This is a genomic window from Marinomonas spartinae (genome assembly GCF_900089775.1).
Classification (GTDB): domain Bacteria; phylum Pseudomonadota; class Gammaproteobacteria; order Pseudomonadales; family Marinomonadaceae; genus Marinomonas; species Marinomonas spartinae.
In genome coordinates this window covers 422,522-437,037 of the sequence record NZ_FLOB01000001.1, presented here as the reverse complement: position 1 = coordinate 437,037, position 14,516 = coordinate 422,522, and the positions used below count along the sequence as shown (strand labels likewise).

Sequence of the window (14,516 nt, the reverse complement as noted above, 5' to 3'; positions counted from 1 at the left end):
CATAAAGACTTGTGAATAAGAACAATAACGAGGAAAGCATCATGTCTCAGGATAGGTATGAAACCGGCCGTAAAGAACGGCTCAGCTACTACACGTTTTTTACCGGACAGAACATTATTTTTATGTTCGTAACCATTTTCATCAGCATTTACTACACCTCCGTCTTAGGTTTATCCGCAGGTGTGGTTGGCATCATCTTCCTGATTGCCAGGGTATGGGACACCATCAATGACCCCATGCTCTCAGTGCTGGTGGAGCGCAGTCGTTTTAAAGGAGGAAAGTTCAAGCCTTGGATCAATGCCATTGCATGGGCGGTGCCATTAGCGACGGTGCTTATTTTTGCCTTTGGTGACGAGATCGCTCAATTGCCAATGTGGATGCGAATTACCTACGCTTTCGTCACCTACGTGGGATGGGGCATGCTATATACCATTTCAGACGCCCCCTCTTACGCGATGGGCTCTGTGATGACCAAGAACAAAGAAGAGCGCAACGTCATCTATTCCTTTGTTCGCTTTGGTGGCTTTGTCGGCATGGTGATTGCTATGGTCGGCGCGCCACTCTTAGTCGATAAATTGGGTGGAAAATGGACGATGGCCACCGTCATCATGTGCCTACTCGCCATGATGCTGATGCTCACCATTCGCACAGTGAAAGAGCGCCATGTGGTCGAGCAACAAATACCGACACTCAAACAAATCGTCAGCGCTGTGGCAAATAACCGATACTTGTTGCTGTTTATTCTCGCTTTTGTGTTTATCTCTGGTTCCAATTTTGCGTTTACCTTAATGCCATACGTTGCCCGTGATGTGTTTAACGACACCACCCTGTCCAGCTTATTTCTATTTGCGATGATAGGACCCGCGATGCTGGCCTCTCCGCTTGTTCCCTTTGGTATTCGAAAGATAGGGAAAATCGCCACCTTTGCGTGGGCGGCGGTGGCGATGGCAGTGTTATCGATCATCACTTGGTTCGTCGGCTATGAACACATTGAGTTCTTCGTAGCGCTCACCATGATTAAAGCCATCGCCCTAGGCGTGATTCTAATTATGCCCAGTATTTTTATTGCCGATTGCATCGAGTACAGCCATTTGCAATCAGGACAACGCCTTGAAGCCGTCGCCTTTGCGACGCAAACCTTTGCCAATAAAGCGTCTACGGCTTTAGGTGGTGCCATGGCCATGGGCTATTTAGCCATGGTGGGCTTTGTGCAATCCACTGCAGGCGTCGTCGTCAAGCAACCCCCAGAGGTTACCCAAGGCATGTGGGACGTGCTCAATCTCGGCAATGCCATTGGCGCAGCGATTGGACTGGTCATCTTTTTATTGGGTTATAAATTGACCGATCAGATCCTACTCAATATGAAAGAAAACGCATTACCACAAGACAATACCTCAACTCACTTAGGCTTAGCTGCTAAATAGATCCCCATCGGCTATGGCTCGTATTTATGAGCTATAGCCGACTCGGCAATACTTATCTCAATACAAGCCAATATCCTGCGAAAATGCTACACTGCTCTCTATGCAACTCCCTAATAGCCATTCCCTTAATAACACCCCTTGTATGAAAAGAGACCTCCACATGAGCTTTGCGTCGCTAGGACTTCACCAAGATATTGTTAACCGAGTCAGTGAACTGGGTTACGAGGCCCCCACACCGATCCAAACTGCGGCCATTCCGGCGATTCTTGCTCAACGGGATGTTATGGCTGGCGCGCAAACGGGCACGGGAAAAACGGCCGCGTTTGCCTTACCATTACTACACCGTTTATTGACGCAAAAATTGTCCGACCCGACCGATTCAACGGTTATTCGAGTACTAGTGCTTACGCCTACTCGTGAGTTAGCGCAGCAAGTCCATGCCAGTTTTGTCAATTACAGCCAAGGTTTACCCGTAAAAGCCGTGGTCGCTTATGGCGGTGCCAGTATCAATCCACAGCTTGAAGCATTACGTCAGGGCTGTGATGTGCTGGTGGCCACACCAGGGCGTTTGCTGGAATTGATTATGAAAAACTTGATCGATTTAAGTGGCTTACAAACCTTGGTATTGGACGAGGCAGATCGCATGCTGGACATGGGTTTTATCATCGACATTCAACGGATTTTGAAAAAGCTTCCCAGTGAACGTCAAACACTCTTCTTTTCCGCCACCTTCAATGACGAGATTTTTGCCCTGAGCAAAACCTTATTGAAGGCACCAGAGTTAATCGAAGTAAACAGCCGCAACACTACCGCCACCCAAGTGGAACAAACCATCTATGCCGTGGATAATGATCGTAAAAGCGCGCTTTTATCTTACCTAATTGGTTCCAAAAACTGGCAACAAGTACTGATCTTCACTCGCACAAAACAAGGAGCGGATGATCTGGCGAAAGAAATGGGCAAAGATGGCATCGCCACTCAATCCATCCATGGAGATAAATCCCAAGGGGCACGTGATCGCATCTTGGCAGAATTTAAAGAAGGAAAAGTGCGCGCATTGGTGGCCACTGATGTAGCAGCTCGTGGCTTGGATATTGAACAGCTTCAATATGTAGTGAACCACGAATTGCCTTACCATGCAGAAGATTACATCCACCGTATTGGCAGAACAGGGCGAGCGGGGTTAACGGGCTTAGCCATTTCTCTGGTATCAGAAAAAGAAAACTATTTACTCACCGACATCGAAAAGCTGGTCGGAGAGCACTTTGTGCCACAGTGGTTCCCAGGGTTCGAGCCGGATTTAAACAAACCGGCCCACACCCAAAAGCGACGTGAGCCTTCCAAAAAAGAATTAAGAGCCAAAGCCCTGGGTATCGATCTGAAGAAAAATAAAAAGGCCAAGCCGCGTCGTCGTTAGGATTTCGCGGCAAGGTCCACTTTATCGTAGCCACGCAGACGATAATTCACTAAAGAAACCAGCCAGCACACTAACATAATCGCGATAACCGCAAAGCCCGCGTCTCCTAGATTATCATTGATGGCCTCGATGCCATTCCAGAAGGCACCACTTAAATTCAGCTGATCGCCGATCAAACCAAGGGCTTCTAAACCACCAATAAACAAGGCCACCACCACAGAGGTCGCGGTAATCGTCATATTGTAATAGAGCTTACGTAATGGTTTTTCGAAGGCCCAACCATAAGCTTTCACCATCAGCAAATTATCCAGAGAGTCAACAAAGGCCATTGCCGCAGTAAATAGAGCAGGGAAGACCATGATCGACCAAGCCGACAAGCCACTGGATGACCCCGCTGCCGAAATACCCAATAAGCCAACTTCGGTCGCCGTATCAAACCCAAGACCAAATAAGAAACCAACGAAATACATCTGCCAGCTTTGCTCAATCAAACCAAATAAACGACGATACAAGCGACTCATTAAGCCCCCAGAGACCATTAAGTCGTCGCTTTTGGTAGCATGAAGATGGCCCTGTTTAATTCCATGAAAACGTCGATATACATCACGCAAAATGTACAAATTCACTAACGCCAATGCCAGCAAAAACAAGGCCGAGACACTGGTACCAATCAAACCGCCCACATGCTGAAACCATTCACCTTTTTCCATTAAGTGGCTGGTGGCCAGAGCAATGGCTAAGGAGGCGAATATCACAATCGTCGAGTGGCCCAAGGAAAAAAACGCTCCCACGGCAATGGGCTTTTTTTCTTGCTGCATCAGTTTACGGGTCACATTATCGATGGCCGCAATATGATCCGCATCCACCGCATGGCGCAGGCCGTAGGTCCAAGCCAACAGGGCAGTGCCCATTAATGCCACATGCCCATGAAACACATAAAATGCCCAGCCCCATGCCGCGATATTGGCTAACACCAAGAGGGACATCATCACCATTGCATGCCGTCGAGTGGATTGCCACGTAGATCGAACCATGTCTTTTTCCTTATCTTAAAAATCAGAAAATAAATTAAACCCCATAACCGAGCAGAAAAACATCAAATGTGACTCAAGCGCTCCGTCGCATCTTTCAAGGTGATGTCCTCTTTGGCAAAACACAGACGAATTAAGCGTTGACCAACCGGTGGTGTTTGGTAAAACACGCTAATCGGAATCGCGGCCACCCCTACTTCATCGATCAATCGCTTGCAAAAGGTCACATCGTCTTCATCACTGATGGCGCTGTAATCCAATAATTGAAAATACGTGCCTTCACAAGGTAATAGGGTAAAGCGGCTGTCTTTTAACCCATTCCTCAACAGGTCACGCTTATCGCGATAAAAAGCCGCTAATGCGTCGCAGGCTTCTGGTGCCTGAATAAGGTAATCACTTAGGGCTTTCTGCAGAGGGGTGGTCGTGCAAAATGTCACATACTGGTGAACTTTGCGCAGCTCTGTACTGAGCGCTTTTGGTGCGACGACGTACCCTACTTTCCAGCCAGTGAGATGAAAGCTTTTGCCAAAAGACGAGACGACAAGACTGCGTTGGCGTAGCCCCTCGTGCTTATGAACACTCACAGCACTTTCGATAAAGTGGATAAACTCGTACACCTCATCTGATAAAACCATAATATTATGGTCTTTGATAATTTGCCAAAGCGACTCTAGATCCTCATTTCGCCAGCAACTCCCTGTTGGATTATGGGGCGTATTGATCAACACCATACGAGTCTTGTCTGTTATCAATTCCCCCACCGCTTGCCAGTCGGGGTGAAAATCCGGTGCGGTTAAAACGGCTCGACGACACACGCCACCGGCTAATGTGATAGCAGGCTCATACAAATCATAAGCAGGATCAAACAAAATCACCTCATCACCCACCTGTACTAGGGCGGCAATGGCATCGAAAATGGCTTCTGAGGCACCGCTGGTAACAGTAATGTCGTCCAGTGGATCCACCGTGCGCTGATAATGACGATGAATCAACTGAGCAATCGCCTCGCGAAGATCTAGTAAACCTGTCATGGGTGAATACTGATTGCTACCGTTGAGTAGCGCATTCGAGGCTGCCTCAAGTAATCGAGCGTCAGGCTTAAAGTCGGGAAAGCCTTGCGAGAGATTAATGGCGCCTTTTTCCGCTGCAAGAGCAGACATTGTCGTAAAAATCGTTGTCCCCACAGAAGGTAATTTTGAAGTGAGTTGCACAGCACAGACCTTTTCAGAAAATAAATAAATGAAGCCTCTCAAAGAGTACTTCTTTGTGAGCAGATTCTAATGCAAAAACCAACCCAACTTAAGAAAACAAATTGAGATAAGCCATTTGCGAATCCTGTTAATCAACAGCTCTTTCCTTAACTCCATCCCTATTTAGCGAGCCATTTGGCTACTTACCAAGTCTCTCACCAAAAGATCACAACATTCCAAAAATTGAACAGCAACTCCCATAACAACAAAAAAATGCCTATTTATTTGTTTTGTAAAGTTTTTTAAGAAAAACCTATTTTCGAACAAAAATAACATCAGAAAAATGTAAATTATTACTGACAAAAAACTAACAATTTATGGACAAACTACGAAAATACACGTTAAATTTACGAAAAATACTACACAGTAGTTTTATGCCAATAATGTGCGTTTTAATAGGAAATTTAAGATGATGTTGATTGGAGATAACGCGGGGTCGCTTGAAGCGGCATCGGACCGAGAGTGTGAGTTTTATATTCAGTATTTGCTAAGCCATGCTAAAAGTGTCTCGTTACGAAACTTGCGAGCAAGCTCGAAAGAAGAGCGCATGGAAAGGATCAATGAAGAAATTCAATTATTGATCCGTAAAAATCGTGCTCCTAAAGATGTGATCTATCAAATGCAGGCCGCTTTTGAAGCGACCCAAGTGTCATCCGGTGACTTCAAATGGGTGGACAAAAGAAATGACCGCATGATGATATGGATGTGGCATTTTTTAAAACGTCAAACAGAGTCAGCCCCCAGCACTCTTGTCTTTCTTAATGAAGAGGAAGAAGCCCACTTTACGTTACTGTCTCCCTACCCTTTTAAAACCGAACGCAACACCCACTCCGAGCGTTTCGCTGATATCATGGCCGCTTTTCACTACTCCGAGGCGGAGCCCGAACAGCAACAAGCTTTGATTAGTCTTTTAAAAGAAGAATGGCAAACCGTCTTATTGGATAAAAGTGTGGTTGATTGGCTCGAAGAGGATAACCTTACCCAATGGAAATGGGCATGGAAATACCTTGAAAATGTGACTCAACGCCCTTTAAAAAAGGCATGGGAGCCTATCGACGATCAGCAATTGTATAGGGCGATTATTGCCACCTTTGACTTAGCCGATAACCCTGATAGAAAGGCTTTACTGGTCGATAAAATGAAAAAAGCCTGGAGCCAAAAGAAATTTCGCGAAAAAACTAATGGAAAAAAACCTTATAGTATTAGTATGACGTTGAGCACAAAACAACAACTTGACGTGATTGCGAAAGAAAAAGGCCTTAAAATCAATGATACCATCGAAGAATTGATTAAAAAGGAATATGCTAAACGAAGTGTTTAGAACGATGTTTCGTTTCTGTTATTTCTTCTCTACGCTAATCCCTGCATAAGGAGCAGCATGAAAATCCCGAAAAGAATCCAACCACTTATTGAAGATGGTTTGATTGACGAAGTACTGAGTCAATTAATGAGCGGCAAAGAAGCAACCGTGTATGTGGTTCGCTGTGGCTCAGATATTCGCTGTGCAAAGGTCTATAAAGACGCAGGTAAGCGCAGTTTTAAGCAAGCGGTGCAATATCGTGAAGGACGAAAGGTACGTAATACTCGTCGTGCTCGCGCCATGGAAAAAGGCTCTAAATATGGCCGAGAAGAGCAGGAAAGCCTTTGGCATAATGCCGAAGTAGATGCCCTCTACAAACTCGCTAACGCCGGTGTACGCGTTCCTCAGCCCTATGGTTGCTTTGACGGCGTGTTACTGATGGAACTTATCACAGATGAAGACGGTGGTGTCGCTCCGCGCCTTAATGACGTGACCATGTCGGCTGAGCAGGCCAGAGAAGATTTTCAGGTCATTATTCGTGATATTGTCAGAATGTTATGCGCTGGCTTGGTGCATGGCGATTTATCTGAATTCAACGTTCTGGTTGATGAAGATGGTCCTGTTATTATTGACCTGCCACAAGCCGTTGATGCCGTGGCAAACAACCATGCTGAATGGATGCTAGAACGGGATGTGAATAATATGCGTAACTATTACGCAATGTTTGCCCCCGAACTGCTAGAAACCCAATACGCAAAAGAAATTTGGGCCATTTACGAAGAGGGCAAATTAACACCGGATACAGCATTAACCGGGATATTTGCGGAGCCGGAGAGTGAAGCGGATGTGGACTCCGTGCTGTTGGAGATCAAAGAAGCTTTTGACGAAGAACAAGCTCGGCTGGCGCGTATGAACCACTCCGACCAAGACGATAACTAGTCACCGTTTCCACTTGATGGGTACAGATTCACCACCTTAGGCTAGGAGGGAAGCAGCCAATACTTTTGCCCTCTTAGCCGCTTCAAGGTCGCCTGCAACATAAGCCTGAGCAATCGCCCCTTCTTTTAATAAACTGATACTTTGTGCCACTTCAGCAGACCGTCCTGGCACATTGGCTTGAATAAAGGTCGTCAGATTTTGCTTATGCTTTTGGCAAATAGTATTAACGGGATGATCCGAAAACTCCCCATTGGCTTTGACAAAAAAACAACCTTTAAAAGGCAATAGCTCGGGCACTTTATTGTGAAACCAATCATCTAACGCATCAAACAAGGCTAAAATGGCGCTGTTACCCTCCCCCGCTTGCATCATTCGCGATGTAAGCCAGTCGGTGAAAATCTGATCTCGATAGACTAATACCGCTTCTACCAATGCGTCTTTACTCGCAAAATGGTGATAGAGAGTTTTTTTCGCTACACCGGTTTCCGACAGAATGCGATTAATCCCCACCGCATGAATGCCATGTTTATAAAACAGTTCGAACGCTGTGTGTATCAATAAATCGGGTTTCGACATGCCATGCTCCGCTTCTAGAAAGCTACCTTTTTAGAGACCATTTACAGAAATCACTTTTTATTGATGACCATATTGACACAAGTAGACCAATCTGTCTATTCTAAATAGAGACAAATCGGTCTACTTTTTAAACCCAGACAAACAGCGAGCTACAGCATGACAACTACTTTTTTGAAACGTTTTTATCAGTCACGTCTATTCACTATTGGGCTTGCGGGAGTTGGCGCCATGTTGTGTATTTTAGCAATTTCCACAGGGGCTCAGTTGGCGCCAAATTACCTTGGTATCATGGCACCATTTGGAGCCACCATGGTGATTTTATTCGCGCTACCGAAAAGCCCATTGGCTCAACCTAAAAACATTATCGGTGGTTATCTTATAACGACCCTAGTTGGCTTAATCACACTACATTTTTGGGGCGTGACCCCCATGAGTATGGCGGCCAGTGTTGGACTCGGTGTGTCCTTGATGATGTTGACCAATACATTGCACCCACCAGCCGGGGCCAATCCGTTATTAATCTTATCGATCCATGCGTCTTGGGGATTTTTGCTTACACCGGTACTGTCTGGGTGCTTACTGATAGTTCTCTTTGGCTGGATTTACCATAATGGCATCTCCCGCCAAGGCTACCGTTTTATGGCAAAATAGTTTCTATTCTAGAGGGTTTAGCAAACAGCCGAGACAAAAATGGGAAGCCGATTTCAGCTTCCCATTTACCTTTAAGAACAATGATATAACGCCAAAATCATTCGTTCTAACAAACTACTTCAATAATGCCATAAACTGCGCCAACCAAGCCGGATGAGCAGGCCATGCAGGCGCCGTGACAAGATTACCACTGGTAACGGCTTGATCCACGGGGATATCAGCGTATTCACCACCCGCTTGCTCAACTTCAGGGCGACAGGCTGGATAGGCCGAGCATTTTTTGTCTTTCAATACCCCAGCAGCACTCAAAATTTGTGCGCCATGACAAACGGCTGCAACGGGCTTATTGGCAGTGAAAAAGTGGCGAACCATGTCCAACACCGCTGAATTTAACCGTAAATATTCTGGCGCACGACCACCTGGAATAACCAACGCGTCGTAGTCTTCCACTTGAATAGCGTCGAAATCAGCATTCAAAGCAAAATTGTGACCCGGCTTTTCGGTATAGGTTTGATCTCCTTCAAAATCATGAATCGCCGTTTTTACCGTCTCACCACTTTTTTTATCTGGACATACAGCATGCACAGTATGACCGACGGCCTGTAGAGTCTGAAACGGCACCATGGTTTCATAATCTTCTGTGAAATCACCAGTAATCATTAAAATCTTTTTACTTGTCATGACTGTCTCCTTATCTTCCAGTAGAGGTTATCTCCAATGGTATGGATAACGATAAACCTGTCGATATCAACTGGAAAGTCATTCGTTTCAATTTCTCTGCGTTATTATAAAATGATGCTAGCGCTAACAAAAAAGTCCCATTGCCTCTTTTTTAACCAGATGTTTAATGTATAATCTCGCCCCCGCGATCACATGATTCCATGCGACACGGCATATAGACGATAAAATAGTGTCTGCCTAACCAGTAGACGGTAGGACACATTTGATTTGGGTTCCCTCACCCCAAACTGACGCTAAACGAATTTAAAAAAAAGGTCTGACATGAGCACTTTCACAGCAGCACAACAAACCAAAGCACTGCGCTACTTGGTGGCGTTTCATATACTCATCATTGCATCGAGTAATTATCTGGTTCAAATCCCCTTCACTATTTGGGGGATCCACACCACATGGGGGGCGTTTACCTTCCCATTTATTTTCTTGGCAACGGACTTAACGGTACGCATTTTAGGTGCACCCTTAGCACGTAGAACGATATTTTTAGTGATGATTCCATCACTGGTCATTTCCTACATGCTGTCGGTTCTGTTTGCCCAAGGACAATTTCAAGGGCTGGCCTCCCTGACGACCTTGAGTTGGTTTGTTGCCCGCATTGCTATCGCCAGTTTAATGGCTTATTTGCTTGGGCAAATACTTGATGTACAGGTCTTTAATCGTTTACGCCAAATGAAACAATGGTGGGTTGCGCCAACGGCCTCAACCTTATTTGGTAATGGCTTGGATACACTGGCCTTCTTTGGCATCGCTTTTTACATGAGCCCTGATGCCTTTATGGCACAACATTGGCCTGAAATAGCATTGGCAGATTATGGCTTCAAGCTCATTATTAGCTTAGGGTTGTTTGTGCCTATGTACGGAGTATTGTTGAATATTCTAGTGAAGAAAATTACCGAGATAAAACCGGACTTTCAATTGACGACAGCCAGAGTCTAATCAGCACATGAAGTAGGCTTGCCAAGACCCCCAAAACGATCTTGGTAGCAAAAGTAAAGGCGCCGATCAAACTCAACTCGAAGATAATCGACTTCTATATGGCAGTAGAGATTGTCATTGGCTTTTAACTTTTTACTCTATCTTCGTGAAACAAATGAGTGCACACCAAAGGCATTATTAATAACATGGATGTTGTCTCTGTATAGCACTTTACTAATTAGTGGGAAGCTTTTCCGATAGGTATTTTTTAAGCCAGTATTGTCTGATTTTTTTATTCTATAATAAGCGCCTAACTTGTTGTTTTAATTCTAAACGATATTCATTTAGATAAAACAAGTCCTCATTCACTCAGCAACTCTCAACATCGGTATTTATTGGCTATAGTGCAGGGTTATTGCCCCATTGCTATTATATAAATAGACAAAAATGTTGTTTTCTCCTGTCAGTAACGTCAAGTTTTAAACTAGTTTAAAAGGTGAATATGAAAACTTGAGTAAAAGACGTAAGTTTTCGTTTAGATAACCAAATAACCGGTAGATATATGTTAGCGTTAGTTTAACCGTTAGATTATTAATTAAAGGAGACAGAGTCACTGCTTGAAACAAATCGTGTGTTAGGACTCGTAACAATGAAAAAGTTTTATCCAAAAATAACATGCAGTTTGTTGGCTCTAGTCTTGCTTGCGGTACCAAACGTCAATGCACAAGATGACGGCGATTATTCGTCTAATGAAACAGGATTATGGCAAGGCTCGGCAGAATTTGGGGTAAGAAGAGCCACTGGAAACACCAATACCAGCAGCTTCAACGGCAAGCTTAACCTTGTCCAGAACCTCACGTATTGGCGAAATACGTATATTTTCCAGTCTAACTATGCAACAGCCAACGATTCGACAACTGCAGAGCAGTACCGAGGCTCTATACAAAGTGATTATAAGTTTACCAATAATGAATTCTTATTTGTAAAAGGAGAAGCTGAAAAAGACCATTTTTCTGGTTATCTCTACAAGAGCAGTTTATCGACAGGCTACGGTAACCGTCTATGGCAAGGAGCAGACGGCTCTTATTTCGAAGCCTCTGCGGGTATCGGCTATCAACGTGAGAAGCTGCTAAAAAAGAAAACGAACAGTAGTAACTTTGATAATGGTTTGACGACTAATTTCTCGGCCAAACTGGAAAAATATGTTTCTGACACCTCTACATTCAAACAAGACCTAAGCACGCAAATTGACATGGAATATGGCAGCAATGAAATCGAATCTGTTACTTCACTACAAACCGATATCATCAGCAATATTGCGATGAAGATGTCTTATCGTGTGACCTATGACTCGCAAGTCCCCGTCGGCAAAGCGCATACCAACACGGAAACATCTATTACTTTTTTGTACTCTTTTTAAGACATAAATAGACTATTAGGGACAAACCTATGCCTTTAAAACACTCACTTTTAGCCCTCGCTTTGCTCAGCGCGCCCTTAGTTTTTGCGGCCGATACGGACAACACATCGGGTACCCCCCCTAAGATAGAGCCTTGGAAAGCCAGTGTGGAACTCGGTTTTCTGATGAATTCAGGAAACACCAACAGCACGAACTTTAATACAAAAGTCAATGCCACTCAGGATCTACTTCATTGGCGTAACAATTACTCTTTAGCCTCTCAGTACACCCGCTCAGATGATCAGAAAACAGCGGAGAACTACAATGGTTCAATCGAGGGTAACTACAAATTTAATGATTCAGAGTTTTGGTACATTCGTGGTGGCTACAAAAAGGATTTATTTTCCGGATACGATTTCCAAAGCAATGTTGCAACGGGTTATGGCGATCGCTTTTGGCAACTCAAGGATGGCTCTTATTTAGAAGCCTCCGCTGGTTTGGGTTATCGTTACAATAAATTAGCCGAAGGGGCCACCACATCGGACATCGGCGCAGCTCAGACGCCCATTATTCGCTTTGCCTTAACAGGTCAGAAACAACTCTCTACAAACGCGGTGTTCATCCAGACATTGGATTCCAGTATAGGTACAAAAGATGGCTCCTCTATATCGAAATCCGTCTCTTCCCTGCAAGCCAATATCCGTAACGACTTGGCGATGAAGCTGTCTTACAGTGCGGAATACTCATCTACCGTGCCCACAGGCAAAGAACATACGGATACGGAAACCTCTGTGACCTTGCTTTACTCTTTTTAAAACACCTTTGTCTGGCTCACTCTCGCTTTAGGCATTCTGTCAGCCTAAAGCGGACTCGCTGAAGGCGGCAGCCATGTAATTAATAAATAATCGAACCCTTAAAGGCATGTTCTTTCTATCTCGATAGAGCATGCTTAGGCGTCTGGGTTGACTGCCCCAATTCGGCAATAATTGCACCAGAAGCCCTGATTTGATCATGGGCTTAGCACTGTAGTCAGGTATATAGCCAATCCCTAACCCCGACTGAACCACTGGGAACAAAGCGCGCAAATCATCGGTTTCGAAACGTACATTACTCCCTGGTGCAAAGTTGTAATGGGCATGGTTCTTTTTACATACCAATTCCCACTGCCTCATTGGGTAGCATAAGACAATCGGATAATCGGCGAGCTGAGCGGGTTTGGTTATTTTCGAAGTATCCAACGAGGGGCTTGCACAGACGATAAATTGGATGTCTGTCAGCGATTTGGCAATCCAATTATCCTCATTAACGTCGCCAACACGAAAGGCAACATCAATCCCTTCTGCTTCGATATCAATCAAATAATTAGATAGCTTCATCTCCAACTGGATATCAGGGTAATCCTGCATAAAACCACTGATCTGGTCACTTAATAGTTCAGACATCACATTTATAGGGCCGGCAATACGGATTCGCCCTCTGGCTTCATGCTTGTCCTTATGGAGATCGCTCGCCACCTCAACCAACGACTCAAATAAACCATGGGAACGTGCAAAGTACTTCTGCCCTGTCTGCGTCAAGGTCACTTTATGGGCATCTCGGTTCAGCAAACGTATCGACAGATCCTGCTCTAATTTAGAGATACGACGGCTTAACGTAGAAAGTGGTATGTCTAACGCAAGGGCGGCGGCTTTAAAGCTGCCGTATTGGGCAACCGCACAAAAACATCGTAGATCGTCGAGCGAATAATTAAGTTTCATTTTTGGAATATTAGTTCTTTATTTTGCTTATGGTTTTCAATTTTAGAATCTATACACTAACGAGTATTCCCTCATTTTACTAGAGAAAGATCATGACACTACCTTCATATACTAGAGCCGTTTTACTGCTTATTCTCTGTACTTTTTTTTGGGGAAGCAGTTTTCCTGTCGGTAAACACATTCTGACAGAAGTCCATGCCTACTCCATGGTGCTATGGCGTTTTGTCATCGCAGCCCTTTGTCTTCTCATTTATGTCAAGGTCGCGCGGATTGCTTGGCCGAAACATTTGACCACTCAACAATGGCTCTATGTTGTCATTGTCAGCATCATCGGTGTCGGAGGGTTAAACTTGGCGTTATTTTCGGGGCTAACCTATACCTCTTCCACCGATGGCGCTCTAATCATGGCGTTAAGCCCACTCTTCACATCGCTTATGGCCTCCTTGTTCCATCGAACCATCCCTAGTATGGGCCAATTTATTAGCCTTGCCATCAGCTTATTGGGGGTACTGTTAGTCATCACCAATGGTCATTTGTCACTCCTGCTTGGTCTACAGATCAACTATGGGGATAAATTGATTTTTTGCGGTATGTTAGCTTGGAGTTTATATACGTTTCTCACGCAAGGGATCAGCAAATGGATGCCGTTAATCCCTTATACTCTGGTTGGTATGATCTCTGGCGCCAGTGTCATTGGTTTGGTTTGTCTTTTTTCTCCCAATATCCATCCCTGGCATGAAGTCATTCACAGTTCCAGCAGTGTTTTTTATGGGGTCATGTACATTGGCATGTTCGCCACAGTTGCGGGCTATCTATTATGGATCAACGGCGTGAAGCAGTTAGGCTCAGCAAAGGCTTCGTTATTTTTCAACTTTGTCCCCGTGTTTGCCGTCCTGGTGTCCTTCCTATTTGGTCAACCTGTCACCTTGTTGCAAGTGGTTGGCATGGTGGTGGTGATCTTTGGCCTTGTCTTGCCCAACCTATGGTCATCACTGACATTCAAAACAAAGAAAGCTTATCCAGCCTGTAAAGTGACAAAGTAAGCCCCATCAAGTAATGCCATATAAAAGGGCGCAAACCAAAGGTTTACGCCCTGCTTTTTCAAAAGTTTTTGTTTTG

At 44.7% G+C, this 14,516-nt stretch carries 14 protein-coding genes; 9 read left to right on the top strand and 5 right to left on the bottom strand.

Annotated features, from left to right (window positions below):
* Positions 1-41: 41 nt before the first annotated feature.
* Together MSP8886_RS01940 and MSP8886_RS01935 are read left to right on the top strand one after the other, a co-directional pair.
* Positions 42-1,424 carry an MFS transporter gene (locus MSP8886_RS01940; RefSeq protein WP_067012149.1) on the top strand — a complete coding sequence of 461 codons (1,383 nt, stop codon included), beginning with the start codon at positions 42-44 and terminating at the stop codon, positions 1,422-1,424.
* A gap of 160 nt (positions 1,425-1,584) precedes the next feature.
* On the top strand, positions 1,585-2,841 hold the full coding sequence (locus MSP8886_RS01935; RefSeq protein ID WP_067012147.1) for a DEAD/DEAH box helicase: 1,257 nt from the start codon (positions 1,585-1,587) through the stop codon (positions 2,839-2,841).
* Here MSP8886_RS01935 and MSP8886_RS01930 read toward each other — a convergent pair.
* Both MSP8886_RS01930 and MSP8886_RS01925 read right to left on the bottom strand, forming a co-directional pair.
* On the bottom strand, positions 2,838-3,875 hold the full coding sequence (locus tag MSP8886_RS01930; protein ID WP_067012145.1) for a HoxN/HupN/NixA family nickel/cobalt transporter: 1,038 nt from the start codon (positions 3,873-3,875) through the stop codon (positions 2,838-2,840). The two genes, MSP8886_RS01935 and MSP8886_RS01930, sit on opposite strands and share 4 nt — an antisense overlap.
* A gap of 62 nt (positions 3,876-3,937) precedes the next feature.
* Positions 3,938-5,083 carry a methionine aminotransferase gene (locus MSP8886_RS01925; protein ID WP_067012966.1) on the bottom strand — a complete coding sequence of 382 codons (1,146 nt, stop codon included), beginning with the start codon at positions 5,081-5,083 and terminating at the stop codon, positions 3,938-3,940.
* Between the two features lie 448 nt (positions 5,084-5,531).
* Between MSP8886_RS01925 and MSP8886_RS01920 the strand changes: the two genes are divergently transcribed.
* Both MSP8886_RS01920 and MSP8886_RS01915 read left to right on the top strand, forming a co-directional pair.
* Positions 5,532-6,443: a hypothetical protein gene (locus tag MSP8886_RS01920; protein ID WP_245659002.1), complete on the top strand. Its 912-nt coding sequence runs from the start codon at positions 5,532-5,534 to the stop codon at positions 6,441-6,443.
* Positions 6,444-6,500: 57 nt separating this feature from the next.
* On the top strand, positions 6,501-7,361 hold the full coding sequence (locus MSP8886_RS01915) for a PA4780 family RIO1-like protein kinase (RefSeq protein ID WP_067012143.1): 861 nt from the start codon (positions 6,501-6,503) through the stop codon (positions 7,359-7,361).
* Between the two features lie 36 nt (positions 7,362-7,397).
* On the opposite strand, the gene MSP8886_RS01910 is transcribed toward MSP8886_RS01915, so the two are convergent.
* Complete coding sequence (locus MSP8886_RS01910) at positions 7,398-7,937, bottom strand: TetR/AcrR family transcriptional regulator (RefSeq protein ID WP_067012141.1); 540 nt, start codon at positions 7,935-7,937, stop codon at positions 7,398-7,400.
* Positions 7,938-8,093: 156 nt separating this feature from the next.
* Between MSP8886_RS01910 and MSP8886_RS01905 the strand changes: the two genes are divergently transcribed.
* Positions 8,094-8,588 (top strand): HPP family protein, encoded by a 495-nt coding sequence (locus MSP8886_RS01905; RefSeq protein ID WP_067012139.1) that lies wholly within the window; start codon positions 8,094-8,096, stop codon positions 8,586-8,588.
* A 114-nt stretch (positions 8,589-8,702) separates the two neighbouring features.
* On the opposite strand, the gene MSP8886_RS01900 is transcribed toward MSP8886_RS01905, so the two are convergent.
* On the bottom strand, positions 8,703-9,269 hold the full coding sequence (locus MSP8886_RS01900) for a DJ-1/PfpI family protein (RefSeq protein WP_067012137.1): 567 nt from the start codon (positions 9,267-9,269) through the stop codon (positions 8,703-8,705).
* 321 nt (positions 9,270-9,590) lie between these two features.
* Between MSP8886_RS01900 and MSP8886_RS01895 the strand changes: the two genes are divergently transcribed.
* The 3 genes from MSP8886_RS01895 (at position 9,591) to MSP8886_RS01885 (ending at position 12,455) form a co-directional block, all read left to right on the top strand.
* A complete protein-coding gene (locus MSP8886_RS01895) occupies positions 9,591-10,262 on the top strand; it encodes a 7-cyano-7-deazaguanine/7-aminomethyl-7-deazaguanine transporter (RefSeq protein ID WP_067012135.1) in 672 nt (223 codons plus the stop codon).
* A 628-nt stretch (positions 10,263-10,890) separates the two neighbouring features.
* The gene (locus tag MSP8886_RS01890; protein ID WP_067012133.1) at positions 10,891-11,661 is read left to right on the top strand and encodes a DUF481 domain-containing protein; all 771 of its coding nucleotides are present in this window, start codon (positions 10,891-10,893) and stop codon (positions 11,659-11,661) included.
* Positions 11,662-11,690: 29 nt separating this feature from the next.
* A complete protein-coding gene (locus MSP8886_RS01885; RefSeq protein ID WP_067012131.1) occupies positions 11,691-12,455 on the top strand; it encodes a DUF481 domain-containing protein in 765 nt (254 codons plus the stop codon).
* Positions 12,456-12,494: 39 nt separating this feature from the next.
* On the opposite strand, the gene MSP8886_RS01880 is transcribed toward MSP8886_RS01885, so the two are convergent.
* The gene (locus tag MSP8886_RS01880) at positions 12,495-13,397 is read right to left on the bottom strand and encodes a LysR family transcriptional regulator (protein ID WP_067012129.1); all 903 of its coding nucleotides are present in this window, start codon (positions 13,395-13,397) and stop codon (positions 12,495-12,497) included.
* A gap of 92 nt (positions 13,398-13,489) precedes the next feature.
* Between MSP8886_RS01880 and MSP8886_RS01875 the strand changes: the two genes are divergently transcribed.
* The gene (locus tag MSP8886_RS01875) at positions 13,490-14,440 is read left to right on the top strand and encodes a DMT family transporter (protein ID WP_067012127.1); all 951 of its coding nucleotides are present in this window, start codon (positions 13,490-13,492) and stop codon (positions 14,438-14,440) included.
* Positions 14,441-14,516: the final 76 nt, after the last annotated feature.

Coding starts and splice junctions, on each gene's coding strand:
- MSP8886_RS01940 (WP_067012149.1), top strand. CDS start 42: ATGTCTCAGGATAGGTATGAAACCGGCCGTAAAGAACGGCTCAGCTAC.
- MSP8886_RS01935 (WP_067012147.1), top strand. CDS start 1,585: ATGAGCTTTGCGTCGCTAGGACTTCACCAAGATATTGTTAACCGAGTC.
- MSP8886_RS01930 (WP_067012145.1), bottom strand. CDS start 3,875: ATGGTTCGATCTACGTGGCAATCCACTCGACGGCATGCAATGGTGATG.
- MSP8886_RS01920 (WP_245659002.1), top strand. CDS start 5,532: ATGATGTTGATTGGAGATAACGCGGGGTCGCTTGAAGCGGCATCGGAC.
- MSP8886_RS01915 (WP_067012143.1), top strand. CDS start 6,501: ATGAAAATCCCGAAAAGAATCCAACCACTTATTGAAGATGGTTTGATT.
- MSP8886_RS01910 (WP_067012141.1), bottom strand. CDS start 7,937: ATGTCGAAACCCGATTTATTGATACACACAGCGTTCGAACTGTTTTAT.
- MSP8886_RS01905 (WP_067012139.1), top strand. CDS start 8,094: ATGACAACTACTTTTTTGAAACGTTTTTATCAGTCACGTCTATTCACT.
- MSP8886_RS01900 (WP_067012137.1), bottom strand. CDS start 9,269: ATGACAAGTAAAAAGATTTTAATGATTACTGGTGATTTCACAGAAGAT.
- MSP8886_RS01895 (WP_067012135.1), top strand. CDS start 9,591: ATGAGCACTTTCACAGCAGCACAACAAACCAAAGCACTGCGCTACTTG.
- MSP8886_RS01890 (WP_067012133.1), top strand. CDS start 10,891: ATGAAAAAGTTTTATCCAAAAATAACATGCAGTTTGTTGGCTCTAGTC.
- MSP8886_RS01885 (WP_067012131.1), top strand. CDS start 11,691: ATGCCTTTAAAACACTCACTTTTAGCCCTCGCTTTGCTCAGCGCGCCC.
- MSP8886_RS01880 (WP_067012129.1), bottom strand. CDS start 13,397: ATGAAACTTAATTATTCGCTCGACGATCTACGATGTTTTTGTGCGGTT.
- MSP8886_RS01875 (WP_067012127.1), top strand. CDS start 13,490: ATGACACTACCTTCATATACTAGAGCCGTTTTACTGCTTATTCTCTGT.